Origin of the sequence: Gordonia sp. DT219 (assembly GCF_049847065.1) — a bacterium.
Taxonomy (GTDB): Bacteria; Actinomycetota; Actinomycetes; order Mycobacteriales; family Mycobacteriaceae; genus Gordonia.
The window spans coordinates 603972-628612 of record NZ_JBNCNR010000001.1; the positions used below are offsets into that span (position 1 = coordinate 603972).

A 24641-nucleotide genomic window follows, 5' to 3' on the forward strand; every position below is an offset into this window, starting at 1 on the left:
GGCACCCGCCTCAGCGGGCGGGGTGGCTACGCGGGGTGTAGACCAGGTCGCCGCCGGGACGGGTGACGACGCGGGTGGCCGACGACCCGATGACCAGCAGAGTTCGCATGTCGACGACCGCCGGATCGAACTCGGCGACAGTGGTGACGGTCAGCGATTGCTCGGGCCCACCGACATCTCGTCCCAGAATCAGGACCCGGTCAGGCGAGACCGCCTCGGCCAGAATGTCTTTGAGGGCACTGACCTGCCAACTGCGACTTTGCGAGCCGGGGTTGTAAACCGCGATCACCAGGTCCGCGGACAGCGCCCGACGGATCCGGTCGGTGATCACGTCCCACGGTTTTAGCCGATCCGACAGCGAGATCACCGCGAAGTCGTGCCCCAGCGGCGCACCCACTGCGGCCGCGACAGCGTTCGCCGCCGTCATGCCCGGCACCACCCGCACCGGAACGTGGGCCCATCGGTCTTCGGCGGCCACCTCGGCCACCGCGGACGCCATCGCGAAGACGCCGGGATCGCCGGAGGACACCACCGCGACGTGCGCTCCGCGCGCCGCCAGGTCGAGAGCGAATTCGGCGCGCACGGACTCCACGCGGTTGTCACTGGCATGGACGCGCTGACCGGGTCGTGCGGCGACCCGGGCCAGATAGGTCTTGTACCCGACGAGATCGGTGGCGGCTGCCAGCTCACGGCTCACCTGCGGCGTCGTCCAGTCGTCGGCGCCCGGACCGAGCCCGACGACGACCACCTCGCCGCGGGTCGCCGGTGCCGGTGCCGAGCGGGGATTGTTGGTGCGCCCGGGTACGACGATCATCGAGAAGTAGGGCACCTCCGCCGGATCGACGTCGCCGACCGGTGCGACCTTCTGCACCGACGTCGACGCCCGTTCGACGTACCAGGCCTCCTCGAGGCGTCCGGCCTGCTCGAGCGCCTCGCGCACTCGCGAGAAGGTGCGGCCGAGTTTGAGTACGGCCACCGCGTCGGCGTGCGAGAACAGTTCGCGCATCCGGGGAACGGGCAAGGTGCCCGGCACCACCGTGAGGGTTTCTTCGCCCTCGACCAGGGGGATCTCGATCGCCGACGACGCCGCGCTCACCGAGGTCACGCCGGGGATGATCTCGGTGGGGAACTCGTCGGCCAGCCGCTTGTGCATGTGCATGTAGGAGCTGAAGAACAGCGGATCACCCTCGGCCAGAAGTGCTACGTCGCGGCCGGCGCGAAGATGACCGGCGAGAACCTCGGCACTTCGGGCGTAGAAGTCCTCGAGTGCACCGCGATATCCGCCCGGGTGATCGGTGGACTCGGTCGTCACCGGGTACATGAGCTGTTCTTCGACCTGCCCGGCACGCAGGTACGGCTGCGCCACCGACCGCGCGATGCTGCGGCCGTGCCGCGCACAGTGATAGGCGATCACGTCGGCCGAGCCGATCACGCGCGCGGCCTTGACCGTCACCAGTTCGCTGTCTCCGGGACCGAGTCCGACGCCCCACAACGTGCCCGGCCGGTGCTCGGTGACCGTCGCCTTCGGGTCTTCTCCGCTCATCTGCGCAGCCTCATTCCTCGGGCGTGGCCAGGGCGTTGACGGCGGCCGCGGTGATGGCCGATCCACCACGGCGCCCGGTCACCGTCACGAATTCGAGGTCGGCGCGGGCGGCGAGTTCTGCACAGGATTCGGCGGCACCGACGAAACCCACGGGTGCGCCGACGACCGCCGCCGGCCGTGGTGCGCCGGCGTCGATCATCTCCAACAAGGCGAACAGCGCGGTCGGCGCATTGCCGATCGCGACCACCGCGCCCTCGAGCATGGGCCGCCAGAGTTCAAGCGCCGCAGCGGTTCTGGTGGTGTTCATTCGCTTGGCCAGATCGGTCACGCGCAGGTCGGCGAGCCGGCAGATGACCTGGTTGTCGGCAGGCAGCCGCCGGCGGGTGATGCCACTGGCGACCATGGTGGCATCGCAGAGGATGGGTGCGCCGCTCTCGAGCGCGCCGCGCGCCGCGCGCACCACGCCTGCGGTGGCGACAACATCGGTCGTCAGGTCGGTCTGCCCGCATGCGTGGATCATGCGTACGACCACGCCGGCAACATCGGGTGCGAACGCCGACAGGTCGGCCTCGTCGCGGATCATCGCGAACGACCGGCGGTAGATCGCGGCGCCATCGCGCAGGTATTCGGTCATGGTGCGTACTCCGTCATGGTGCGACAAGACTATCGGTGAGCACTCCCGGCGCCGCGGTCGGTGATGCCGGGCGGTGGTGGGCGCGTGACTCTTCGCTTCTCAGCCGATGCGCTGACGGCGGTAACCGCCGGGTCCGGCCTCGACACGCATATGGCTCTGCGCAGGGGAGCCGCAGCCGCGCGCACACCCCACCCAGTGCTCGCGTTCGGTGACCGCCACATCGGAGTCGATGCGCTGCGCCACATCGGCCCGTACCGGGGCATGGGACTTCCCGCACCCGGGCGCACCCGCACAGCTGCTGACCTTCACCCAGGGCGAGTCGGCATCGAAGATCACTCCCATCGGGGCGAGCACCCGGACCACCGTTTCGGCGGCGCCCTCGGTGAGGTCGCAGATCAGGATCTCCCGGTCCGGGGTGACGATGATGGGTGCGCCGATCGCGGCGAGGAACTCGGCCGGCCGCGCAGGCAGCCGACCCAGTTCGACGACGGCGCCCAGCAGTACGAGGCCGTCGTCCTGCTCGAACCATCCGACAACGGGCGCACTCGGCGCCCGAACCGTCTCGGCGGCATCGGGAGCCGCGGCAGATGTCGCCAGCCGGGCGCGCGCCGAGCCGATCAGATCGTTGCGCCCGCCGGCATCGAGATCGCGGACCCGCCACGGGCGTCGCGAACCGGATTCGGCGGCGGCAGCGATGCGCACCATGTCGCGCGCCACGTCGATCATCGCCGACGGCGCGTCGGACCGATCGGCCACCGATCCGGCCGGAGTGCCGTCGATCAGGATGTCGGCCGGCGACAGCGTGCCGAGGTGTGCGCCCGGACGCACGACGGCGCACACGTCGGGCCGCCGGGCCACCACGTCGCCGCGTCCGTCGTCCACCCCGAACAGGAATCGGCCCGACAAACCGGTAAGGCCGTGGTCGGTGCGCAGCGCCGCGTCCAGCGCCTCGGCGAGGTCGCGGACGTCGATGTGACCGCTGATGCGGCCGGTCAGCGAACTCACGTCGATGTTGCGGATCTTCTCGCGGTCGCCACCGGGCAGGAGTCCGGCTGCGGTGAGGCGCTCGGCCACCGCGTCGACGTCGGCGATACCGCGGACCTGAATGTTGGCGCGCGCGGTCAGTTCCAGGAATCCGTCTCCGAACTCGGCGCTCACCTGCGCCAACGTCTGCATCTGCGTCGGGGTGAGCGCACCCCCGAGCAACCGGATCCGGGCCAGTGCGCCGTCGGCGGCCGGATGCGGGTCGACGACACCGGGACACCGGTCCCGTGTTGGTCGCTGCACCGGCTCGTTCACGGCTCCAGCGTAGCCGCGCAGGCGGGGCGGGCTCGCGGCTCGGGTCGGCCCCGGAATCTGCTGCACCGGCGGTGACAACTAGGCTCCACACACACCCCACTGCGCAGAAGCCGGTGCGAATCCGGCGCGGTCGCGCCACTGTATGGGACAGCGCCCCGCGGCGGCGTCCCGGAGCCAGACCTGCCACCGGGTACCCGACCACCACGACCGGGCGCGTCACCCCGGTGAGGAGTGCACCATGATCTTGCTGCTGTCGACCTCCGACACCGACCTCATCACCGCGCATGCGGGGTCCGGCGACTACACCATCGCCAATCCCGCGCGTCTGCTCATCGACGAGGTCCCCGAACTCGTGCGGGCCGCCGACATCGTCGTTGTGCGCATTCTGGGCGGCCGACGCGCGTGGGAGGACGGACTCGAGGCCGTACTCGCCGCCGGGCGTCCGGTGGTGGTGCTCTCCGGCGAACAACAACCCGACCCCGACCTGATGGCATGTTCGACGGTGCCCGCCGGTGTCGCGCAGCAGGCGCACAACTATCTCGCCGCCGGCGGCGTGGTGAATCTGGAGAACCTGCACAACTTCCTCTCCGACACCCTGCTCTTGACCGGTCTCGGATTCGAACCGCCGACTCAGACGCCGGCCTGGGGCGTTCTCGACCGTCCCCATGCCACCGCCGGGACGGGACCGACCATCGCGGTGCTCTACTACCGGGCCCAACATCTGGCAGGCAACACCGCCTACGTCGACGCGCTGTGCCATGCGATCGAGGACGCCGGCGCGCGTGCCGTGGCGGTCTTCTGCGCATCGCTGCGGACCGCCCCGGACGACCTGATCGAGCTCCTCGGCACCGCCGATGCCCTCGTGGTCACCGTGCTCGCCGCGGGCGGCGCCACCCCGGCCACCGCGTCGGCCGGCGGTGATGACGACGCGTGGAACATCGAACGCCTTGCCGCCCTGGACATTCCGATACTGCAAGGATTGTGCCTGACGTCCGCTCGGACGGACTGGGCGGCCAACGACGACGGACTCTCGCCGCTCGACGTGGCCACCCAGGTAGCCGTTCCGGAATTCGACGGCCGCATCATCACGGTCCCGTTCTCCTTCAAGGAATTCGACGAGAACGGTCTGCCCACCTATCGGCCCGACGCGGAACGGTGCGCGCGCGTGGCCGGCATCGCCGTCGCCCACGCGCGGCTGCGGCACACCGCCGCCACCGACCGGCGGATCGTGCTGATGCTCTCGGCGTATCCCACCAAACACGCGCGGATCGGCAACGCCGTCGGACTCGATACCCCACGCAGCCTGCTGCGGCTGCTGCACGCCCTGCGTGATGCCGGATACGACATCGGCCCCGAGTCCGGGCCACAGGCCATTCCCGGCCTGGCCGAGGATGATTCGGATGCACTGATCCACGCCATCATCGCCGCCGGGGGCCAGGATGCGGACTGGCTGACCGAGGAAGCGTTGGCGGCCAACCCCATCCGCGTGTCTGCCGCCGACTACACCCACTGGTTCGCCACCCTGCCCGCAACGCTGCGGGAGTCGGTCACCGCGCACTGGGGTCCGCCGCCCGGCGAGTTGTTCGTCGACCGATCATCGAACCCCGATGGCGATATCGTCGTCGCCGCATTGGTTTTCGGAAATATTGCGATCATGGTGCAGCCGCCGCGCGGGTTCGGAGAGAATCCGGTCGCGATCTATCACGACCCCGACCTACCGCCGTCTCATCACTATCTGGCCTCCTATCGTTGGGTCGCCGGGCGTTCCGGCCGCGCCGCTGACGTGCCCGGTTTCGGCGCCGACGCGGTGGTCCACATCGGCAAGCACGGAAATCTGGAATGGTTGCCGGGCAAGACACTTGGCATGTCCGCCGACTGCGGCACCGACGCCGCGCTGGGCGATCTGCCGCTGGTGTACCCGTTCCTGGTCAACGATCCAGGCGAGGGAACACAGGCCAAACGACGCGCACACGCGGTCCTCGTCGATCACCTCATCCCGCCGATGGCCCGGGCCGAATCCTATGGCGACATCGCCCGGCTCGAGCAGCTCCTCGACGAGCACGCCAACATCTCCACCCTGGATCCGGCCAAACTCCCGGCGATCCGTCAGCAGATCTGGACGCTGCTCACCGCGGCGAAGATGGATCACGATCTCGGACTGACCGAGCGGCCCGACGAAGAGATCTTCGACGACATGCTGCTGCACGTCGACGGCTGGCTGTGCGAGATCAAGGATGCACAGATCCGCGACGGTCTGCACGTGCTGGGTGAGTCGCCCGCCGACGAGCACGAGGTCGACCTCGTCCTTGCGATGCTGCGCGCACGCCAGTTGTGGGGCGGCAGCGCGGCTCTGCCGGGTCTGCGTGAAGCTCTCGGCCTGACCGAGGGCAGCGGGGAAGCGGCCCGTACCGAGGTGGACGAGATCGAACAGGTGGCGCGTGGACTCGTCCAGGCGTGCGCCGAGGATGACTGGTCGGAGCACGCGGCGAGTGCCGCTGCCGCAGGGCACCCCGCCGCGGTCGGCGACATTCTGCGTTTCGCCGCCGCCGAGGTGGTCCCGCGGCTGCGGCAGACCACGCGTGAGATCCCCCGGGTGCTGCATGCCCTCGATGGCGGGTTCATCCCGGCCGGACCGAGCGGATCGCCGCTGCGCGGACTGATCAACGTGCTGCCGACCGGACGAAACTTCTACTCGGTGGACCCCAAGGCCGTCCCGTCGCGACTCGCATGGGAGACCGGCCGTGCGATGGCCGACTCGCTGCTGGACCGCTACCGCGCCGACCACGGCGAGTATCCGGCGTCGGTCGGATTGTCGGTGTGGGGCACCAGCGCCATGCGCACCTCCGGTGACGACATCGCCGAGGTGCTCGCATTGCTGGGGGTCACCCCGGTCTGGGACGAGGCCTCCCGACGCGTGAGCTCCCTGGAGCTGATCGGGCTCACCGAGCTCGGCCGGCCCCGAATCGACGTCACCGTCCGCATCTCCGGCTTCTTCCGCGACGCCTTCCCCCATGTGGTGACCATGCTCGACGACGCCGTCGCCCTCGCCGCGGGCGCCGACGAACCCGACGAGCAGAACTTCGTGGCCGCGCACGCCCGCGCCGCACTTGCCGAACACGGCGACCACCGCCGCGCCACCACCCGGATCTTCGGCTCCAAGCCGGGGACCTATGGTGCCGGACTGCTGCAACTGATCGACTCCCGGGATTGGCGCACCGACGAGGATCTCGCTCGCGTCTACACCGAGTGGGGCGGCTACGCCTACGGGCGTGACCTCTCCGGGGTCGCCGCCGTCGACGACATGCGCAGCGCCTACCGTCGTATCGCGGTCGCCGCGAAGAATACCGACACCCGAGAACACGACATCGCCGACTCCGACGACTACTTCCAATATCACGGCGGCATGGTCGCGACCGTGCGGGCGCTGACCGGCACGTCACCGGAGGCCTACATCGGCGACTCCACCCGTCCCGACGCGGTCCGGACACGAACCCTCTCGGAGGAAACCAGCCGTGTGTTCCGCGCGCGAGTGGTGAACCCGCGCTGGATTTCGGCGATGCAGCGCCACGGGTACAAGGGCGCCTTCGAGATGGCCGCCACCGTGGACTACCTGTTCGGCTATGACGCCACCACCGACGTCGTGGCCGACTGGATGTACGAGAAACTCACCGAGTCCTATGTGCTCGACGAGCACAACCAGAAATTCATGGCCGAGTCGAACCCGTGGGCGTTGCACGGGATCGCCGAGCGGCTGCTCGAGGCCGTCGAACGTGACATGTGGCACGAACCGCCTGCACAACTGCTCGACGACCTGCGGGCGGTGTACCTGCAGACCGAGGGCGACATCGAAGGTCGCGACGAGTAGTCACGTACTGCAGCGCGTTCGTGCGTGCGGAGCAAAATCGGTGTCCCGTTCGTTGGACCGTGCAGACACCATCGGTTTCCGGCTCTCGGCCGCGACGACGTGACCCGCGTACGGCGACCGGTGACAGCAACGAAAGGTCGAAACATGCGACTCGCGTATGTGCTCCTGTACCTCGCCGTCGAGATCGGCGTGTTCGTGGCGATGACGATGACCCTCGGATTCGGGTGGGCGGTGTTGATCACGATCGCCGCCGCCGTCGTCGGCTTCCTCTTGCTGCGCTGGCAGGGCGCCAAGGTCTTCGGCGAGCTGCGCCGCGCCTCCCGCAACGAAGTGGATGCCCGCGCACCGCTCGCCGACACCGCGATCATGGCCGGTTCCACGATGCTGCTCGTCGTGCCCGGAGTGGTCTCCACGCTGCTGGGGATCGTGCTCCTCGCCCCGCCGACCCGCCGGCTCGTCCGTCCGGCGGTGACCGCCTTCGGCGCCCGGCGGATGGTCGTCGCGATGGACCAGATGGGAATGCGTGCGACGGGCCGGTTTCCCAACTCCGGGTTCGGGCGCGGCACCGTCATCGACGGAACCGTCGTGGACGGGGACATTCATCATGACGGCGACGTCGCCGGCAGTTCACCGTCGATGAGCGGGCGGCAGTTGCCGCGGGGCCCGCGAACCCCCTGACATCCCAGCATCCTGGCCTCCCAGACCCTCTGACACCACCGAACCCGACTCAGGGCACACTGAACGACCGTGGCTACCGAACTCCTGCTGGGTGGATTCGTCTACTCGTCGAGCGTTCCGGATGCGACCGCGCTGGCCGTCACCGACGGCGTCGTGACGTGGGTCGGCTCCGACGCGGTCGGTCGGGCCCTGCATCCCGACGCCCAGATCATCGACCTCGCCGACCGGTTCGTGGCTCCTGCGTTCGTCGATTCGCACGTCCATCTGACCTCGACCGGTCTCGCCCTCGACGGTCTCACCCTCCATGCGGCGACGAGCCGGTCGGACTGTCTGGCCCGTCTGGCCGCTGCCGTGCGCCACACCGGCGACGGCGAGCCGATCTGGGGTCTCGGCTGGGATGACTCGACGTGGGGCGGCGTCGACTCCGAGGACCGCCGTTTCCCGACCACCGCCGAGATCGACGAGGTGGTGGGCCATCGTCCGGTGTATCTCGCCCGCGCCGACGAGCATTCGGCGGTCGCCTCCACCGCGCTGCGCCGGCTGGTTCCCGATCTCGATGCCGCCGACGGATTCGATCAGCACGCACCGCTGGTCGCGCAGGCCCATCACCTGGTCCGAGCCGCCGCACGCAGCCTGATCAGCGCCGATACCCGGTTCCGTCTGCAGCGCCGCGCCCTCGATGCCGCCGCGGCCGCGGGGGTCGTCGCGGTACACGAGAACAGTGGTCCCGAGATCGCCGGCCTCGACGACTTCCTGTCGTTGGCCGACCTCGATCACCCGGTGGCCGTCCGGCGCTACTGGGGACAGGCCGCCGACAGCGCCGAGCACGCCGCCGAGCTGCTCTCGATCACGCGCGCCGACGGCCTCGCGGGAGACCTCTTCGTCGACGGCGCCCTCGGTTCGCACACCGCGTGGTTGCGTGACCCGTACGCCGACGACCCGCACACCACCGGCATCGTCCATCTCGATCCGGGCACCATCGGCGCCCACATCCGCGCCTGCACGCTCGCCGGGATACAGGCCGGCTTCCACGTGATCGGTGATGCCGCCACCAAAACCGCCGTGGCCGCCTTCGCCGCCGTCGCCGAAGAACTCGGTACCCCGGCGGTGGCGCGGTGCGCCCATCGACTCGAACATCTGGAGATGGCCGACGCCGACGATGCGGCAGTCCTCGCGCGCTGCGGGGTGATCGCGAGCATGCAACCACTGTTCGACGCGGAATGGGGAGGGGCGGGGCAGTTGTATGCCCAGCGGCTCGGCGACGTCCGCGCCGCCGACCTCAACGATTTCGCAATGATCGCCAAAGCCGGTGTGGCTCTGTCATTTTCGTCCGACTCGCCGGTGACGGCGATCGACCCGTGGGCGACCATCCGGGCTGCAGTGCATCCACACCGGACGGAGTCGGGGATCTCCGCACGCGCCGCATTCGGCGCGTGCACGCGCGGGGCCTGGCGGGCCGGCGGCATCCGAGACGGGCTCGCAGGCACCCTCGAACCGGGAGCCGACGCCGATTACGCGGTGTGGGAGGTCGACGAGCTCGTCGTCGCCGGCTCCCACGCGGGAGTGCAACGCTGGTCCACCGATCCGCGGTCGCGGGTACCCGCGCTGCCCGATGTGTCGGCGAGTGCGCGCCTGCCGCGGTGCGTGCGGACCGTGCGTGCGGGAACCGCCATCTATACCGGAGACGCCTGGTGACGCCCCCGCCCGAGCAGATCGCGCGCGATCAGCCGCCGCCCGAAGGGCACGAGTCGGCCGCGCCGCGACCCTCGGCCGACCCACATGCGGTGTTCGCACGTGCCGGCGCGTCCGGGCGCGCGGTACGGCGGTGGGCGCAGGGATCACCGGTCGCGCGGCGACGGATCGACTGGGCCGTTCGCACGGTCCTCGCCGCGCTCGCCGGGCTCGCGATGGATTCGGCGTTCCCGCCACACAATTGGTGGTTCATGGCCGTCCTCGCGCTTGCCGTGCTGTATGCGCTGTTGAGTGCAGGGCAGCTCCGGGCCCGCACCGGCGCCTGGATCGGCTTCGTTTTCGGTCTCGGCTTCTTCATCCCGCTGCTGCCGTGGATCGGGGTCTACGTCGGGCCCCTGCCATGGCTGGCGCTGGCCGCCGTACTCGCGGTGTATCTGGCGTTGTTCGGTCTCTGCGCGACCCTGACGATGCGGCTACCGATACCGCCGGTCTGGTTCGCACTGTCATGGGTCCTTGTCGAGGGTGTGCGTTCGGCCTTCCCGTTCGGCGGGTTCCCTTGGGGCCGAGTGGCATTCAGTCAGGTCGAGGGCCCTCTGCTGCCGCTGGCGTCCGCACTGGGCGCGCCGGGTGTCTCCGGCGCGGTCGCCTTGTCCGCTGCCGCGGTGGTCTGGCTGATACAGCTCGTCATCCGTCGCGATCACGTGTCGGATCACCGATCACGGGTACTCGTCCGGCACGCGGCACTTGCGATCGTGCTCGCTCTGCTCGCCCCCGTCTCGGCCATCGCATTGATGCCCGACACCATCGACCGCAACGTGGCGACCTCCTCGACCCGGGTCGCCGCGATCCAGGGCAACGTGCCGCGGCTGGGCCTCGAGTTCAACGCACAGCGGCGCGCCGTCCTCGACAACCATGTTCGTGAGACGATGCGGCTCGCCGAGGAGATCCGGGCCGGGCGGGCCGAGCAGCCGGCGTTCGTCGCGTGGCCGGAGAACGCCTCCGATATCGACCCGTTGGCCAATCCCGATGCCGCCGAGGAGATCACCGCGGCCTCGGTAGCAGTCGGTGCGCCGATTCTCGTCGGCACACTGGTGTTCGGAGCCGACGGCCGGCCCACCAACACCGTTCTCGTCTGGGACGGGCGCAAGGGCCCGATCGGCCGCTACGACAAGCACATCATCCAGCCGTTCGGCGAGTACCTGCCGTGGCGGCCGTTCTTTCGCATGTTCTCCTCTTATGCCGACATGGCCGGCGATCTACAGCCCGGGCAGGGCCCCTCGGTGCTCACCGTGCCCGGCCGGTCGGGCGATGTCGTCGTCGGCGTCGCAACCTGCTGGGAGATCGCATTCGACCGGGCGGCGCGCGCCGCAGTCGACCAGGGCGCGCAGATCCTCTATGTGCCCACCAACAACGCCACCTTCGGACGCACCTCCATGACCTACCAGCAGTTGGCGATGTCACAGTTCCGTGCCGTCGAATTCGGCCGGGCCGTCATCGTCGCCGCCACGAGCGGCGTCAGCGCGCTGATCGAACCCGACGGCTCGATGTCGGCGGAATCGGACATCTTCACCCCGGCGATCCTCGCCGATCGCCTTCCGCTCAGTTCCCACATCACGATCGCGGCCCGTCTGGGAGCATGGCCCGAGCGTGTCGCCATGGTCCTCGCACTGGTGGCGCTTTTGTTCGCAGTGGCCATGCGTACTAGGTTCACTCAGAGATTCACGGCGGTGCGGCCCCATCAGGAGGGCGGCGCCGCCCCGGACAAGTCGGAGGAGTTCACCGGTGACGAACAGTGACCGATCGCCCGCCGGTGGTGTCGACAGAACCGCCGTCGTCGGGCCCGACGGCGAGAACGCGTTGGTCGTCATCCCCACCTACAACGAGCGGGAGAACCTGCCGACGATCGTCGGACGCCTGCAGTCGACGCTGAGTGGCATTCACGTGCTCGTCGTCGACGACTCCAGCCCCGACGGCACCGGTGAGGTCGCCGACGACCTCGCCGCCGCCGACGACGCGAATCGGATCCACGTGCTGCACCGGGTGGAGAAGGACGGCCTGGGCAAGGCATACCTTGCCGGATTCGCGTGGGGGCTGGCCCGCGACTACGAGGTCATCATCGAGATGGATGCCGACGGCAGCCACGCTCCCGAGCAACTGCCCACGCTCCTCCGCGCGATCAACGACGGCGCCGACCTCGTCATCGGATCGCGTTACGTGCGGGGCGGCAAACTGGTGAATTGGCCGCGACGACGCGAGATCCTGTCTCGTGGCGCCAACACCTACGCCCGACTGGCCCTGGGCGCCGGAATCAACGACATCACCGCCGGATACCGCGCGTACCGGCGCGCGGTCCTGGAGAAGATCAGCCTCGACACCGTCGAATCGGCGGGTTACTGCTTCCAGATCGATCTCGCCTGGCGTTCGGTACAGGCCGGATTCGACGTCCGCGAAGTTCCGATCACCTTCACCGAACGTGAGATCGGGCAGTCGAAGATGAGCGGCGGGGTGATGTCGGAGGCGTTCGTCAAGGTGCTCCGCTGGGGTGTACAGAGCCGGCTCACCCAGCTCGGCCTGCGGCGCTGAGCACACCGCCGACGGCGCCCGCTCCATCGCCGAGCGCGCCCGACGAATGGGGATACGACAGAAGGGCCGGTGGAGCACTGCGCTCCACCGGCCCTTCTGTTGCCCTCGTTCAAGGAATCGATCGGTATCCGATCAGTTCGTCACGCCACGCCGACGCTGCTTGAGGAGGTCGAGGCGCTCGTTGAGCAGGACCTCGAGTTCCTCCTCACTACGCCGCTCGAGAAGCATGTCCCAGTGGGTGCGCGGCGGCTTGACCTTCTTCTCCTCGGGCTCGGCGCCCTCGAGGATTGTGCCCTCCATGCCGTTTTTGCACGGCCACTTCGACGGCACCTCGGCGTCGTCGGCGAAGGGGACATCGAAGATCTCACCGTTGTCGGTGCGGTATTGGACGATGCGCCGCGGCGCGAGATCGTGATCACGATCGGTTTCGTAGCTCACCGCACCGAGGCGGCTACCCCGAAGTACTCGATCTGCCATTTGCTACTGCTTTCCTCTCGGCTTGCATCGCTGACCAAACCAGCTGCTGAACAGAACCACTCTACTCTCTCCACCCGGGCTTCCCGCTCGGTCCGGCCGGCCCGGTGCGTTGCGTCCGGATGGCCGCCGCACGCGGTACGGTCTGTGCCGTGGATGCGACCCGGCCCCGGCGGCGAACCTATGCCTGCGCATGGTGCGGATCTGCGATGGCCGACTCCGAGATGGGCCGCCGCCGGAAGTACTGCAAGCGTTCCTGCCGACAACGTGCGTACGAACAGAGAGCGCTCGTGGCGGGGGCATCTATTCCCGACGACGCGGTGATCCTGTCCGCCGGTGACGTCGCCGACTTCGGCGATCGGATGTTCGCGCTGCGCTGCGCCGCGGAAGACCTCGAGACCGCGGTCGGCGAGGATGCCGATCGCATCACCCTCGCCGGCCTCGTCGACGACCTGCTGTCGCTGGCGCGGGATGCGGAGCGGCTGCGATGAACGACGGCGATGCCGCCCGGCCGGATTCCTCCCCTGATCCGAGGCCGACCCCGCCCGCGGCACCCGAGCCGACCCCACCGGCCCCGACCCCACCGGCCCCGACCCCACCGGCACGGCGCGCAGCCGAACTACTCGCCCGCGCCGATTCCAGCACCACCGGGATCCGCGCCATCCGCGCGGTCCGGAGTCTACTGCCGGATGCGCCGGCGGCCATCTCCCACTCTCGACCGTCGGATCGGCTGGCCCGGCTGATCGCCGACGCCGGCCCGGGGAAGCCGAGCGCCACCCGCGAGCTGGGCCTGGCGGGGGTGCAAGCGTGGCAGTCGGTGATCCGCCGTAGGCAGCGCACCGGCACGCCGGTCGCGGTCACCATCGTGTTCACCGATCTCGTCGGGTTTTCCACCTGGGCCCTCGCTGCCGGTGATGATCAGGTGCTGCGTCTGCTGCGCGAGGTCAACGCGGCCACCGAGCAGGTGGTCCGGCGCCGTGGTGGCCGGGTCGTCAAGAATCTCGGCGACGGCGTGATGGCGACCTTTATCGATCCGGATGAGGCGATCGTGGCGGCGTACGAGGCGATCGGCGCGGTCAGTGCGCTCACGATCGACGGCTATCGACCCCAGTTGCGGGCCGGCCTGCACACCGGGACGCCGCGTGCGGTCGGTGATGACTTCCTCGGCGTGGACGTCAACATCGCCGCGCGGGTCGCAGGCGCCGCGGGCGCGGGGGAGTTACTGATCAGCGACGCAACCCTCGACGCTGTCGATCCGGAGCGATACGCCCGCCGCCGACGCCGCCGGTTCAAGGCCAAGGGAGTTCCGCGCGAACTGACGGTGTACGCGGTGATCCCCCGATACGACGCCTGAGATACCCGGCGCAACAGCAGGTTTCGGCCACAATGTGTGCCGCGTTCCGACATTAACCTCACCGCTGCCGAAATGACTGCCATCGGCCACCATCGCGGTGTACAAAGGACGACAACAGCGCATCTGCTTCGCACCCGGCCAAGCCACGACCGAGTGGGCTACGTGCGCACTGGGACACCTTTATGTTGGGGCACAACCATGACACTGATCAACAACAAGCAGCAACAGATGATCGATTTCGAGTCGAGCTGGTACTCGCTCGGCGGCGGTTCGTCGCGGGAGATCAACGAGCAGTTCGGGTTGTCCGACCGCGACTTCTTCGCCGAGCTCAACCAGATCGTCAGCGCGGCACCGCCGAGGGGCATGACCAATGCCGAGCTGCGCAGGATGCGCGAGGTCATTCGTCGTCGGTTGTGGATGGCCCGCTGAGAGCTGGCATCTGATCGACACGCGGCCACCGCCGACAATCCAGAATCCGTCGCCGGTTGGAGCAGTGCAACAGATCCCCGACACCTGATGGCCCCATTCTCCGATGACGACCTCGAGGAGTTCTACCGGCGGATCGAGGCGCGCACCGATCTGACTCCGCGGCAACGCCACCGGCGCGTGCCTCCTCCGCGTGGCTGCCCGACGCCGTACAAGGATGCGTTCGCTTCGCAAGCTGCGGCCGGGGCAGGGATCGGACGCATTCGGCAGGCCGGGCGGCGGTCGCCGACGCTACGGTGTTACAGATGCGAATGCGGATGGTGGCACATCACCAGCAGTCCGCCGCGTGACGAACCGCCCCGGCCGAACGGCCGGCGCCCTCGACACAAGCGATGAGGAGTAGCACCTGATGACGAGCGACCCGACCGAGGCCGAACAGCCCAGCACGGCGCCCGCGGCAGCCCATCACCTGGTCGCGGTGCTCGATCTGGTCACCGCCGACGTCGAGGACTCGGCGAAGGCCTACGCCCGGTTGCTGGGGCGCAGCGAGCCGAGCGCCGACGTCGACGTGTTCGCGACGCGAATCCGGCTGCAGCCCCAGCAGTCCGGTGGTCACCGCGTACTCTTCGGGGTCACCGACATCGAAGAGCACACCCGGGTGCTGCGCCGGCGCGGACTCGATCTGTCGAGTCCGGCGACCTCAGCCGACCCGGATGCCGAGTCGCACGTCGAGGATCTTCCATTCGGCGTGCTGTCGGCCACCCGGGTCCCGAGCGGCTCCGCGGCCGCGACCGGTGTCGCCCCCGACATCTCCGGGGTGGACCATCTGGTGTTCCAGAGCCCGGATCGCGATCGGGCAGTGGCCCTGTTCGGGGCCACCCTGGGACTCGACTTCCGTCTCGATCGTCGGGTGGTCGACGGGCTGCGTCAGTTGTTCTTCCGGCGTGGCGATCTCGTCATCGAGGTCGTCGTCCCCGACCATGCTCCCGACGACGCGCCGATCGCTCTCTGGGGAATAGCCTGGCGCAGCAACGACATCGACACCACCCACCGCCGCCTGCGGGAGGGTGGCGTGCAGGTCTCCGACATCCGGACCGGCCGCAAACCGGGAACCCGGGTCGCCACCGTCGATGACGATGCGCTGGCCACCCGAACCATCATCATCGCCACGAGTACACCCCGCATCGATCACCACAGAACGGATGGATCCCGAGAATGAGTCTTTTCGCCCAGATCGCCGGCGCCGCCAACAAGGCCGTGCTTCCGCTGTTGACAGTTCCGGTGATCGGTCCGGCTCTCGGCCGCTCGATGACGGTGGTGACCTATACCGGACGCCGCTCGGGTTCGACCTTCCGCCTGCCGGTGGGTTATCGCCGTGAAGCCGGGAGTGAGACCGTCGTCATCGGGGTTGCGTTGCCCGACGAGAAGAAGTGGTGGCGCAATTTCACCGGAGATGGTGGGCCGTTGTCGCTGACACTCGGCGGAGCAACTCAGCAGGGTCATGCCATCGCACACCGCGACGAGAAGGGCCGAGTCACGGTCCGCGTCGATCTAGGCGCCGGCGGTGAGCGCCCGTAACGGTCGCAAACCGTGACGTAGCCAGTGGTAGAGGTTCTCGTTGTTGAGGAGCGTGAAATGGTGGGCGCGCCCCAGATGCACGCCATCCTCCTCGTGGAATCCGATGCGCCGCGATCGGTGGAACCCGCGGCCACTGGGCGTCAGGACCAGCCCGTCGCCGATCAGTCGTCCCACGGGGTGGCGCGGATCCTCGAAGATCGACGCGGTCGCGAACAGGTGCCGGGCGCCCCGCAGCAACGGGACGTCGGCCCCGGGAGCGCGCCACCACCCGTCAGGGTCGTCGTCCGGTCCATCATCGGCGAGGATGTTGCCGTGAAACAGATCGCGCACGCCGGCGCTGCGCCTGCGCAGTAGATCGCCAAACGGTCGGGTGACCGTGAGTGCCCGGAGTGCCGACGTCGCGGCATGCACTCCGCGGGCCAGCGGTGCGCCGAAATGGGGGCACCCGAGACTGACTGTCTCGGTCACCAGCGGAACCCACGGTTCGTGATCGGTTGCACCGCGGTGACACGCGGCCCGGACGACCAGCCCGCCCATCGAGTGGCCGACCAGCGAGATCCGCGTTACCGGCACCGGCCACAGCAGGACGAGTCCGCGCAGCAGGTGGGTCAGGGCGTCCCCGTTCTCGGCGATGTGACGACCGCTGTTGTACCGGATCTGCACCTCGGTCGCACCGATGTCCTCGCCGAGCCGCGTCCCGTAGGTTGGGCGCCCACCGAGGCGCCATGCGTTTTCGGTCTCCATCAGTCCGTGGAGAAAGACGACGAGATGCCCGGTGGCGGAAGGAAAGCCGGCGGCCAGTCCCGCAGTGGTCACCGGGATCGGTGTCCCGTCGACCCGCACCGCCATATCCGGTGCCAGCGGCGAATCCTCGGCAGCGAGCGCATCGCCTATCAGCCCGTCCAGAACACCGATCAACCTCGCGCCGCGAACGGTGGTGGTCGGTGGACGCCGGCTCTCAGGCAATGCGTCGGCGACGATCGATGCCGACTCGAGTATCCCGGTGATCGAGGTGTAAACGGCATCGCTGACCGTGTCGTGCACGGCGCGTACCGGGGTGACCGGCCGGCCGAGCGTCGCCTGCAGCGGTCCGAATACCGCCACTGATGTCGTCCGGTGCACCCGCGCGATGCCGACCGTCGCCTTGGCCAGCTCGCGCAAACCCAGCCGGGCAAGCGCGCGCACCTCACCGGCCTCACCCGCTGAACGGATCTCTCCCATGGCAGTCAGTGTACGTATGTGCACTGGGCGTTTCCCGATTTCCGGCCCGGTGGCCGATCATCCGGGTTGGGCAAATCCCGGGATCGAACATATGATCGGGCCGTGGGTATGGCGCAGATCGGCGGCGACAGCGGACGACCACACCGGCCGGCCTTCGTTCGGGTCGGGCACCGCGCGGTGCGCATCGACCTGAATGCCCTGTATCCGCAGACTCCGCACCACAACGGCACGTATCACCCCGATGGGCTGCAGGTCCGGAAGGTGGCCACCGGAGTACTCACCGAGTGGGGGCTATCGGAGTGGGGCGAGTGGTACGGCAAGGTGACCTACACACTCAGCGCGCGCGATCGGCAGGAGTCGGTGACCCATTGGGTACCGGCGTGGGCGCTGCGGCCGGTGGACGAGCCCGGTCGGATCAGGGGACGCCGCCGCTGATGTTCGCCGATACCGATTTTCGCCGACACTCGAGTGCCCACGAGAAACTCCGACCGAGGGTGCCGGGTCGGGGGTCTGGCACTCTCGGTCGGAGTCATGGATGAGATCGTCGAAGAGTTCGGCGCCGTTACACCGTCTCGCCACGAGTTCCGGCGCACGCGCGCCACATCCGTGAGCCGACCCGAGGAGCAATACGAGATGACCGATCCGACCGTCTACGCCGAGGACCTTCATGCCGGGCAGCGCTACGATCTCGGCGACCATACGGTGTCGGAGGCCGAACTCCTCGACTTCGCCTCGCAGTGGGATCCGCAGTCGTTCCACGTCGATCGGGAGGCGGCCGAAGCGGGGGCCTTCGGTGGTCTGATCGCCAGCGGTATCCACAGTCTGGCGATCGCACAGCAACTCTCGGTCACCTCGCTTCTGCACTCGTGGAGCGTCATTGCCGGCCGGCGGCTGCGCGAGGTGGAGTTCCGCGCACCGGTCCGGTCCGACGACACCCTGGCCGGGACGTTGCACATCGACGCCGTCGTACTCGGCATGCGAGACCGCGGGCTGGTGACGTACACGACCGAACTCGTGAACCAGGCGGATGCGATGGTGCTACGTTTCGACGTCGACGTCTATCTGAGAACGCGATCGGTACCCACAGATGTGCGAGGATCCAACCCGTGACCGCGACGACAGACCGCGAACGCCGGCGGACCGATCTACGGCGGCTCCGGCAGGTACGCGACCGCATCGACCGGGATCACGCGCAACCTCTCGATGTGGAGGCGCTCGCTCGCGGCGCATCGATGTCGGCCGGTCACCTCAGCCGCGAATTCAAGCGCGCCTATGGCGAATCGCCCTACTCGTATCTGATGACGCGGCGGATCGAACGCGCGATGACCTTGCTGCGTCGAGGCGACATGTCGGTCACCGACGTGTGTTTCGCGGTGGGCTGCTCGTCGCTGGGGACCTTCAGCACCCGCTTCACCGAACTCGTCGGGATGTCACCGTCGCAGTACCGCACGCGGTCCGCCGACGAGACCGCGGGCATCCCGGCCTGCATCGCCAAGCAGGTCACCAAACCGGTCAGGAATCGAGAAGTGATCAGGGCCGGGCGTGGATAGCCTGAGTGCCATGAACATCACCATTCATTACACTTTCCTTCCACAGACCGATCCTGACGCCACGCTCGGGTTCTACCGTGACACCCTGGGATTCGAGGTTCGCAACGACGTCGGCTACTCGGGCATGCGCTGGATCACGGTGGGACCACCCGATCAGCCGCAGACCTCCATCGTCCTGCACCCGCCGGCGGCCGACCCGGGCATCACCGACGAGGAGCGCGAGACCATTCTCGACCTGATCGCCAAGGGCACGTACGGCGCAGCGCTGACCCTGGCGACCGACGATCTCCAGGGGCTGTTCGACAAACTGCAGGCCGCCGGTGCGGAGGTCGTCCAGGAGCCGATGGATCAGCCATATGGGGTGCGCGACTGCGCCTTCCGCGATCCAACCGGAAATCTGTTGCGTATCAATCAAGTGTCCTGACCGACGCCCGCGACCCCGCCCCATGTCCCGCCGACGACAACGGAGAATCCCTTGAGCGCGACGCCGACCCGATCGACGCCCCACCCCGCCGACACCCACGATCTCATCCGCGTGCACGGCGCCCGCGAGAACAACCTCAAGAACGTCGAGGTCGAGATACCCAAACGGCGGCTCACCGTATTCACCGGGGTCTCCGGGTCGGGAAAGAGCTCGTTGGTGTTCGCGACCATCGCAGCCGAATCGCAGCGGATGATCAACGAGACCTACAGCGCCTTCGTGCAGGGATTCATGCCCGCGCTGGGCCGCCCCGACGTCGACGTTCTCGAGGGACTGACCACGGCGATCATCGTCGATCAGGAACGGATGGGTTCCAATCCGCGCTCCACCGTCGGTACTGCCACCGACGCCAACGCCATGTTGCGCATCCTCTTCAGTCGCCTCGGTGATCCGAATATCGGTTCGCCGCAAGCATTCTCGTTCAACGTGGCGTCCGTATCAGGTGCGGGCGCAATCGAGGTCGAGCGCGGCGGACGACAGGTGAAGGAGCGCCGGGAGTTCAGCGTCACCGGCGGCATGTGCCCGAGGTGTGAGGGACGCGGCACCGTCTCCGACTTCGACCTGAGCGCCCTCTACGACGACACCAAATCGCTCAACGAGGGCGCGTTGACGATCCCGGGCTACTCGATGGACGGCTGGTACGGTCGCATCTACCGCGGGTGCGGATTCTTCGACGCGGACAAGCCCATCGGCAAGTTCACCAAACGCCAGCTCGACATCCTGCTGTACTCCGAGCCGAAGCGGATCAAGGTCGAGGGCATCAACGTCACCTTCGAGGGATTGATCCCGAAGATCGGAAAGTCGATGCTGGCCAAGGACCGTGAGGCCATGCAGCCCCATATCCGCGCGTTCGTCGACCGTGCGATCACCTTCACCGTCTGCCCCGACTGCGCGGGGACGCGGCTCAGTGAGCTCGCGCGCTCGTCGAAGATCGACGGCCGCAGTATCGCCGACGTCTGCGCGATGCAGATCACCGACCTCGCCGGGTGGGTCCGTGGCCTTCATGGGGCACACCGTTCGGTCGCGCCCGTGCTGGCGTCGTTGTCGGAGCTGCTGGACTCGTTCGTCGGCATCGGGTTGGGTTATCTGTCCCTCGACCGACCGGCCGGCACGCTCTCGGGCGGAGAAGCGCAGCGCACCAAACTGATCCGGCATCTGGGCTCGTCGCTGACCGATGTCACCTATGTCTTCGATGAACCCACGATCGGGTTGCACCCGCACGACATCGAGCGGATGAATGATCTGCTGCGGCAGTTGCGCGACAAGGGCAACACGGTGCTCGTGGTCGAGCACAAGCCGGAGGCGATCGTGATCGCCGATCACGTCATCGACATCGGGCCGGGCGCGGGCACCGACGGCGGTGAGATCGTCTTCGAGGGGACCGTCGAAGGGCTGCGCGGCGCCGATACCCTGACCGGACGACACCTCGATGACCGCGCCCAACTCAAACCCGAGGTGCGTGCGACCACCGGAGCCCTCGCGGTCCGCGGCGCGAACACCCACAATCTGCACGACGTCGATGTCGACATCCCGCTCGGGGTATTGGTGGTGCTGACCGGCGTCGCCGGCTCGGGCAAGAGTTCACTGATCAGCGGTTCGGTCGAGGGCCGCGACTCGGTGGTGAGCATCGACCAGCGCGCCATCAAGGGCTCGCGGCGCAGCAACCCGGCCACCTACACCGGGATGCTCGAGCCGATCCGCAAGGCCTTCGCGAAGGCCAACGGCGTCAAACCTGCTCTGTTCAGCGCGAATTCAGAAGGCGCATGCCCGAATTGCAAGGGCGCCGGCGTGATCTACTCCGACCTCGCCATGATGGGCGGGGTGTCGACGGTGTGTGAGGTGTGCGAGGGCAGGCGTTTTCAGGCGCAGGTGCTCGACTACACCTTCGGTGGCCGCAACATCGACGACGTACTGGGAATGTCGGTCGCACAGGCCGAGGCGTTCTTCGGCGATGGTGATGCGAAACTCCCGGCGGCCCACAAGATCCTGGCTCGGCTCGCCGATGTGGGCCTGGGGTATCTGCGGATCGGCCAGCCGTTGACCACCTTGTCGGGTGGCGAACGCCAGCGACTGAAGCTCGCAGTGCAGATGGGGGAGAAGGGCGATGTCTACGTCCTCGACGAGCCGACGACCGGACTGCACCTGGCCGACGTCGAACAACTACTGGGTCTGCTCGACCGGCTGGTCGATACCGGCAAATCGGTGATCGTCATCGAACACCATCAGGCGGTGATGGCCCACGCCGACTGGATCATCGACCTCGGCCCGGGAGCCGGGCACGACGGCGGGCACGTGGTGTTCACCGGAACCCCCGCCGAGCTGGTCGCCGATCGCAGCACCCTGACCGGGCGGCATCTCGCCGAATACGTCGGTGCTACCGGTTCCCGCTAGCCTCCTGCGCTGACGATCGTCAACGCGAACACCAGGGTGTCACCGGCCTCGATGCCTGCCGCAGGCATCCCGGAGGTGTAGCCGTCGGCGGGCGCGATGGCCGCGGCCACCGTGGAGCCGACGTGTTGGCCGACGATCGCCTTGGAGAATCCCGGGATCACCTGGGCGAGTGAGAAATCGGCGGGAGCTCCCCTGGTGTAGCTGCTGTCGAACCGGTCGCCGGTGCGGCCGTTGACGCCGACGTAGCTGACGGAGACGTTCGCGCCCGGCGCCACGGTGGCACCGGTGCCTGTGCGCAACACATGGACCAGGGTCTGATCGACGCCGAACGGCGTGGTGACGTGGACGGTGGGAGCGGTCGCGGGGTCACCGGGGGATGTGACGGTGACGCTGCCGGTGGTGCCCTGCTGCGTCCAGTTGACCGGCGCCGCGGGCTTGTCGGACGACCCGCACGCAGACAGGACGAGTGCGGCGACAAGTGCCAGTACCGCGAGAACTCCACGAAGAATACGCATGGCCACAGACGCTACCGGCCGGGCCGGCCACCACCTCGACTAGCTCCCGCGCGACGGCCGGACGGTCATTCGGTGTCGACCAGCGCGGCAAGCTGCCGCACCTCGTCGACGCTACCCGGCGAGACCAGCATCGTGGTGACCCCGGAACGCTCCCACACCCTGATCTGCTCACGGACATGATCGGCGTCGCCGACGATCGCGGAGTCGTCGACCACCTCGTCCGGGATGACCGCCGCCGCATCGTCCTTCCTGCCGGACCGGAACAGCGCGGTCACCTCGTCGACTATCTCGCCGTACCCCATCCGCCGGTAGACCTCGGCGTGAAAGTTGGTGTCCTCGCTGCCCATTCCGCCCATGTAGAGGGCGAGGAACGGCTTGATCGCCGCATAGGTGGCGGCCCGGTCGTCGGTGATGACGATCTGGGCGGTGGCGCAGATCTCGAAGTCCGCGCGGCCGCGGCGGGCACCGGGCCGCGCGAAACCCTCGTCGAGCCATGCGTTGTAGGTGTCGGCCATCCGTGGTGTGTAGAACAGCGGCAGCCAACCGTCGGCGATCTCGGCGGCCAACGCGATGTTCTTTGGACCTTCGGCCCCGAGCATCACCGGGATGTCGGCGCGCAACGGATGCACGATCGGCTTGAGGGTCTTGCCGAGACCGGTCGAGCCGGGTCCGTCATAGGGGAGCGGATAGTGCGGTCCACTGCTCGCGACCGGGGCCGTCCGTGCCCACACCTGACGCATGATGTCGATGTATTCGCGCGTACGGGCCAGCGGTTTCGCGAATTTCTGGCCGTACCAACCCTCTACGACCTGCGGTCCGGAAACTCCGAGTCCCACGATATGGCGACCTCCGGAGAGGTGATCGAGGGTCAACGCAGCCATCGCACATGCGGTGGGTGTCCGTGCGGAGAGTTGCAGCACCGAGGTACCCAGCCGCAACCGCTGCGTCGACGAACCCCACCAAGCGAGCGGGGTGTACGCGTCCGAGCCCCAGGCTTCGGCGGTGAAGACGGCGTCGAAGCCCGCCTCTTCGGCCGCCACGACGAGTTCACGATGGTTCGGCGACGGCTGCGCACCCCAATACCCCAGTTGCAGTCCGAGTTTCATCGCTCTCCTTCGCACGGGCAAATGTGTCGTCGCCGTATCTGCGCCGACGATCTGGCGCGACCGCGGCCGCCCGCTCGAACATACAACGGGTCACCGTCTGCGGTCACCGTCTGCGGTAACCGTCTGCGGCCGCCGCGAACGGCCGCGGCGGAACGTTCAGTAGTTCGTGCCCGGGCCTGCGGGCACGATCCCATGATGGCGCTGCGCCACATCCGGGTGGGCGCGGGTGCGCGACTTCCACGCGTTCTCGCCGTAGGTGTGGAATATCGGGTTGCGCGGGTCCGCTTCGACGCCGCGTGACAGTGCCGCCAGCTCCGGCGGCAGGGTGATGATCGGAATCGTGGCGTCGAGGCCCGGGTTCAGGAAGAACGGGATCGACACCCGGTCGGTGCCCGGGCCGGGGGCGCGGACGCGGTGGCGGGTGGCGCGCAGGTATCCGCCGGTGGCCACCTCGAGCAGTTCCCCGATGTTGACGATGAACGCGCCGGGAACCGGCGGCACGTCGATCCACTCACCCGAGAGCGTCTCGACCTGTAGTCCGGCCGAGTCGGGTTCCACGAGCAGCAGCGTGAGCACGCCGGAGTCCTTGTGCGCACCGACGCCCTGGTCACGGTCGGCGCTGCCGGGATAGTGCACCACCTTCAGCAGGGTGGCCGGTCGGTCGGCGAACGTCGCGTCGAAGCGGTCCGCGGGTGCGCCCAGCGACACCGCCCACCGCTGGAGCAGTCGCAAGCCGACGGCCGACAGCGCCGAGATCCATGACGTGAACGCCTCCCGGAAGGCAGCGGGCCGCTCCGGCCACAGGTTGGGGCCCTGCAGGTTCCAATAGCCCTGTGCGTCGTCGATGGCCGGCCGATCCGGCCCGATGTCGATCTGCTCACGCCAGTCGACCTGGCCATTCGTCAGCTCACCGCCGAGCCGTGAGTATCCGCGGAAGTGCGGGCTCTCCAGCGCCGAGATGCGCGCCTTCTCCTCGGCGGACAACGCGAAGAAGTCGCGGGCCAGTCGCAGGACCTCCGTGATCCTTGCATCGGGGATACCGTGGCCGACGAGATAGAAGAAGCCGTGGGCGTGGGCGGCCTCACGCAGTGCGGTCGCGAACCCGGCGGGGTCGGTGTCGGCGTCGGTCAGATCCAGAGTTGGCAGCATGAGTCCATGGTGGCACCGCTGCCCCGGCGGCGGCCGTGGGCGGCGTCACCCCGATCGTTGTCCACCGGTTCCGACGCCCTGCGGGTGCCGATCGGTGAACGT

At 68.3% G+C, this 24641-nt stretch carries 23 protein-coding genes; 15 read left to right on the top strand and 8 right to left on the bottom strand.

All coding sequences use genetic code 11. The features are described from left to right. Positions 1-10: 10 nt before the first annotated feature. From cobJ to ACPXB3_RS02910, 3 genes are all read right to left on the bottom strand, one after another. Entirely contained in the window at positions 11-1543 is a 1533-nt protein-coding gene (cobJ, locus tag ACPXB3_RS02900) for a precorrin-3B C(17)-methyltransferase (protein WP_425726284.1), read from the bottom strand. Positions 1544-1553: 10 nt separating this feature from the next. Further along, a complete protein-coding gene (locus ACPXB3_RS02905) occupies positions 1554-2177 on the bottom strand; it encodes a precorrin-8X methylmutase (protein WP_425726286.1) in 624 nt (207 codons plus the stop codon). A 99-nt stretch (positions 2178-2276) separates the two neighbouring features. Further along, positions 2277-3476, bottom strand: a complete 1200-nt coding sequence (locus ACPXB3_RS02910) for a precorrin-3B synthase (protein ID WP_425726288.1) — start codon at positions 3474-3476, stop codon at positions 2277-2279. 238 nt (positions 3477-3714) lie between these two features. Between ACPXB3_RS02910 and cobN the strand changes: the two genes are divergently transcribed. The 5 genes from cobN (at position 3715) to ACPXB3_RS02935 (ending at position 12294) form a co-directional block, all read left to right on the top strand. Further along, positions 3715-7341: a cobaltochelatase subunit CobN gene (gene cobN, locus ACPXB3_RS02915; RefSeq protein ID WP_425726290.1), complete on the top strand. Its 3627-nt coding sequence runs from the start codon at positions 3715-3717 to the stop codon at positions 7339-7341. Between the two features lie 144 nt (positions 7342-7485). After that, positions 7486-8019, top strand: coding sequence for an FxsA family protein (locus tag ACPXB3_RS02920; RefSeq protein ID WP_425702656.1), 534 nt, complete (start codon positions 7486-7488; stop codon positions 8017-8019). Positions 8020-8088: 69 nt separating this feature from the next. After that, positions 8089-9714 carry an amidohydrolase gene (locus tag ACPXB3_RS02925; RefSeq protein ID WP_425726292.1) on the top strand — a complete coding sequence of 542 codons (1626 nt, stop codon included), beginning with the start codon at positions 8089-8091 and terminating at the stop codon, positions 9712-9714. A gap of 212 nt (positions 9715-9926) precedes the next feature. Next, complete coding sequence (lnt, locus tag ACPXB3_RS02930) at positions 9927-11507, top strand: apolipoprotein N-acyltransferase (protein ID WP_425702929.1); 1581 nt, start codon at positions 9927-9929, stop codon at positions 11505-11507. Then, complete coding sequence (locus ACPXB3_RS02935) at positions 11494-12294, top strand: polyprenol monophosphomannose synthase (RefSeq protein ID WP_425702652.1); 801 nt, start codon at positions 11494-11496, stop codon at positions 12292-12294. The genes lnt and ACPXB3_RS02935 overlap by 14 nt, the downstream gene beginning before the upstream one ends. 132 nt (positions 12295-12426) lie before the next feature. Here the strand turns inward: ACPXB3_RS02935 and ACPXB3_RS02940 are convergent, their stop codons facing one another. Further along, positions 12427-12771: an RNA polymerase-binding protein RbpA gene (locus ACPXB3_RS02940; RefSeq protein WP_005173696.1), complete on the bottom strand. Its 345-nt coding sequence runs from the start codon at positions 12769-12771 to the stop codon at positions 12427-12429. Between the two features lie 119 nt (positions 12772-12890). On the opposite strand from ACPXB3_RS02940, the gene ACPXB3_RS02945 reads away from it, so the two are divergent. The 5 genes from ACPXB3_RS02945 (at position 12891) to ACPXB3_RS02965 (ending at position 16126) form a co-directional block, all read left to right on the top strand. Continuing rightward, positions 12891-13259, top strand: coding sequence for a hypothetical protein (locus ACPXB3_RS02945; protein WP_425726294.1), 369 nt, complete (start codon positions 12891-12893; stop codon positions 13257-13259). Then, positions 13256-14122, top strand: coding sequence for an adenylate/guanylate cyclase domain-containing protein (locus ACPXB3_RS02950; protein WP_425702649.1), 867 nt, complete (start codon positions 13256-13258; stop codon positions 14120-14122). Before ACPXB3_RS02945 ends, ACPXB3_RS02950 begins: the two co-directional genes overlap by 4 nt. 207 nt (positions 14123-14329) lie before the next feature. Beyond that, a complete protein-coding gene (locus tag ACPXB3_RS02955; RefSeq protein ID WP_425702927.1) occupies positions 14330-14551 on the top strand; it encodes a DUF3263 domain-containing protein in 222 nt (73 codons plus the stop codon). Between the two features lie 406 nt (positions 14552-14957). Then, positions 14958-15767 carry a VOC family protein gene (locus ACPXB3_RS02960; protein ID WP_425726296.1) on the top strand — a complete coding sequence of 270 codons (810 nt, stop codon included), beginning with the start codon at positions 14958-14960 and terminating at the stop codon, positions 15765-15767. Further along, the gene (locus ACPXB3_RS02965; protein ID WP_425702646.1) at positions 15764-16126 is read left to right on the top strand and encodes a hypothetical protein; all 363 of its coding nucleotides are present in this window, start codon (positions 15764-15766) and stop codon (positions 16124-16126) included. The genes ACPXB3_RS02960 and ACPXB3_RS02965 overlap by 4 nt, the downstream gene beginning before the upstream one ends. On the opposite strand, the gene ACPXB3_RS02970 is transcribed toward ACPXB3_RS02965, so the two are convergent. Next, on the bottom strand, positions 16100-17347 hold the full coding sequence (locus ACPXB3_RS02970; protein ID WP_425702645.1) for an esterase/lipase family protein: 1248 nt from the start codon (positions 17345-17347) through the stop codon (positions 16100-16102). The two genes, ACPXB3_RS02965 and ACPXB3_RS02970, sit on opposite strands and share 27 nt — an antisense overlap. Before the next feature lie 108 nt (positions 17348-17455). On the opposite strand from ACPXB3_RS02970, the gene ACPXB3_RS02975 reads away from it, so the two are divergent. From ACPXB3_RS02975 to ACPXB3_RS02995, 5 genes are all read left to right on the top strand, one after another. Continuing rightward, complete coding sequence (locus ACPXB3_RS02975; protein WP_425702926.1) at positions 17456-17782, top strand: hypothetical protein; 327 nt, start codon at positions 17456-17458, stop codon at positions 17780-17782. A gap of 198 nt (positions 17783-17980) precedes the next feature. Further along, a complete protein-coding gene (locus tag ACPXB3_RS02980) occupies positions 17981-18457 on the top strand; it encodes a MaoC/PaaZ C-terminal domain-containing protein (protein ID WP_425726298.1) in 477 nt (158 codons plus the stop codon). Then, entirely contained in the window at positions 18454-18897 is a 444-nt protein-coding gene (locus ACPXB3_RS02985; protein ID WP_425702643.1) for a helix-turn-helix transcriptional regulator, read from the top strand. The genes ACPXB3_RS02980 and ACPXB3_RS02985 overlap by 4 nt, the downstream gene beginning before the upstream one ends. Positions 18898-18907: 10 nt before the next feature. Next, on the top strand, positions 18908-19321 hold the full coding sequence (locus ACPXB3_RS02990) for a VOC family protein (RefSeq protein ID WP_425702642.1): 414 nt from the start codon (positions 18908-18910) through the stop codon (positions 19319-19321). Between the two features lie 51 nt (positions 19322-19372). Then, positions 19373-21769 (top strand): ATP-binding cassette domain-containing protein, encoded by a 2397-nt coding sequence (locus tag ACPXB3_RS02995; protein WP_425726300.1) that lies wholly within the window; start codon positions 19373-19375, stop codon positions 21767-21769. On the opposite strand, the gene ACPXB3_RS03000 is transcribed toward ACPXB3_RS02995, so the two are convergent. The 3 genes from ACPXB3_RS03000 to ACPXB3_RS03010 form a co-directional block, all read right to left on the bottom strand. Then, on the bottom strand, positions 21766-22284 hold the full coding sequence (locus ACPXB3_RS03000) for an FKBP-type peptidyl-prolyl cis-trans isomerase (protein ID WP_425702639.1): 519 nt from the start codon (positions 22282-22284) through the stop codon (positions 21766-21768). The two genes, ACPXB3_RS02995 and ACPXB3_RS03000, sit on opposite strands and share 4 nt — an antisense overlap. 65 nt (positions 22285-22349) lie before the next feature. Further along, a complete protein-coding gene (locus tag ACPXB3_RS03005; RefSeq protein ID WP_425702638.1) occupies positions 22350-23390 on the bottom strand; it encodes an LLM class F420-dependent oxidoreductase in 1041 nt (346 codons plus the stop codon). 156 nt (positions 23391-23546) lie between these two features. Further along, positions 23547-24539 (bottom strand): isopenicillin N synthase family dioxygenase, encoded by a 993-nt coding sequence (locus ACPXB3_RS03010; protein ID WP_425702636.1) that lies wholly within the window; start codon positions 24537-24539, stop codon positions 23547-23549. Positions 24540-24641: the final 102 nt, after the last annotated feature.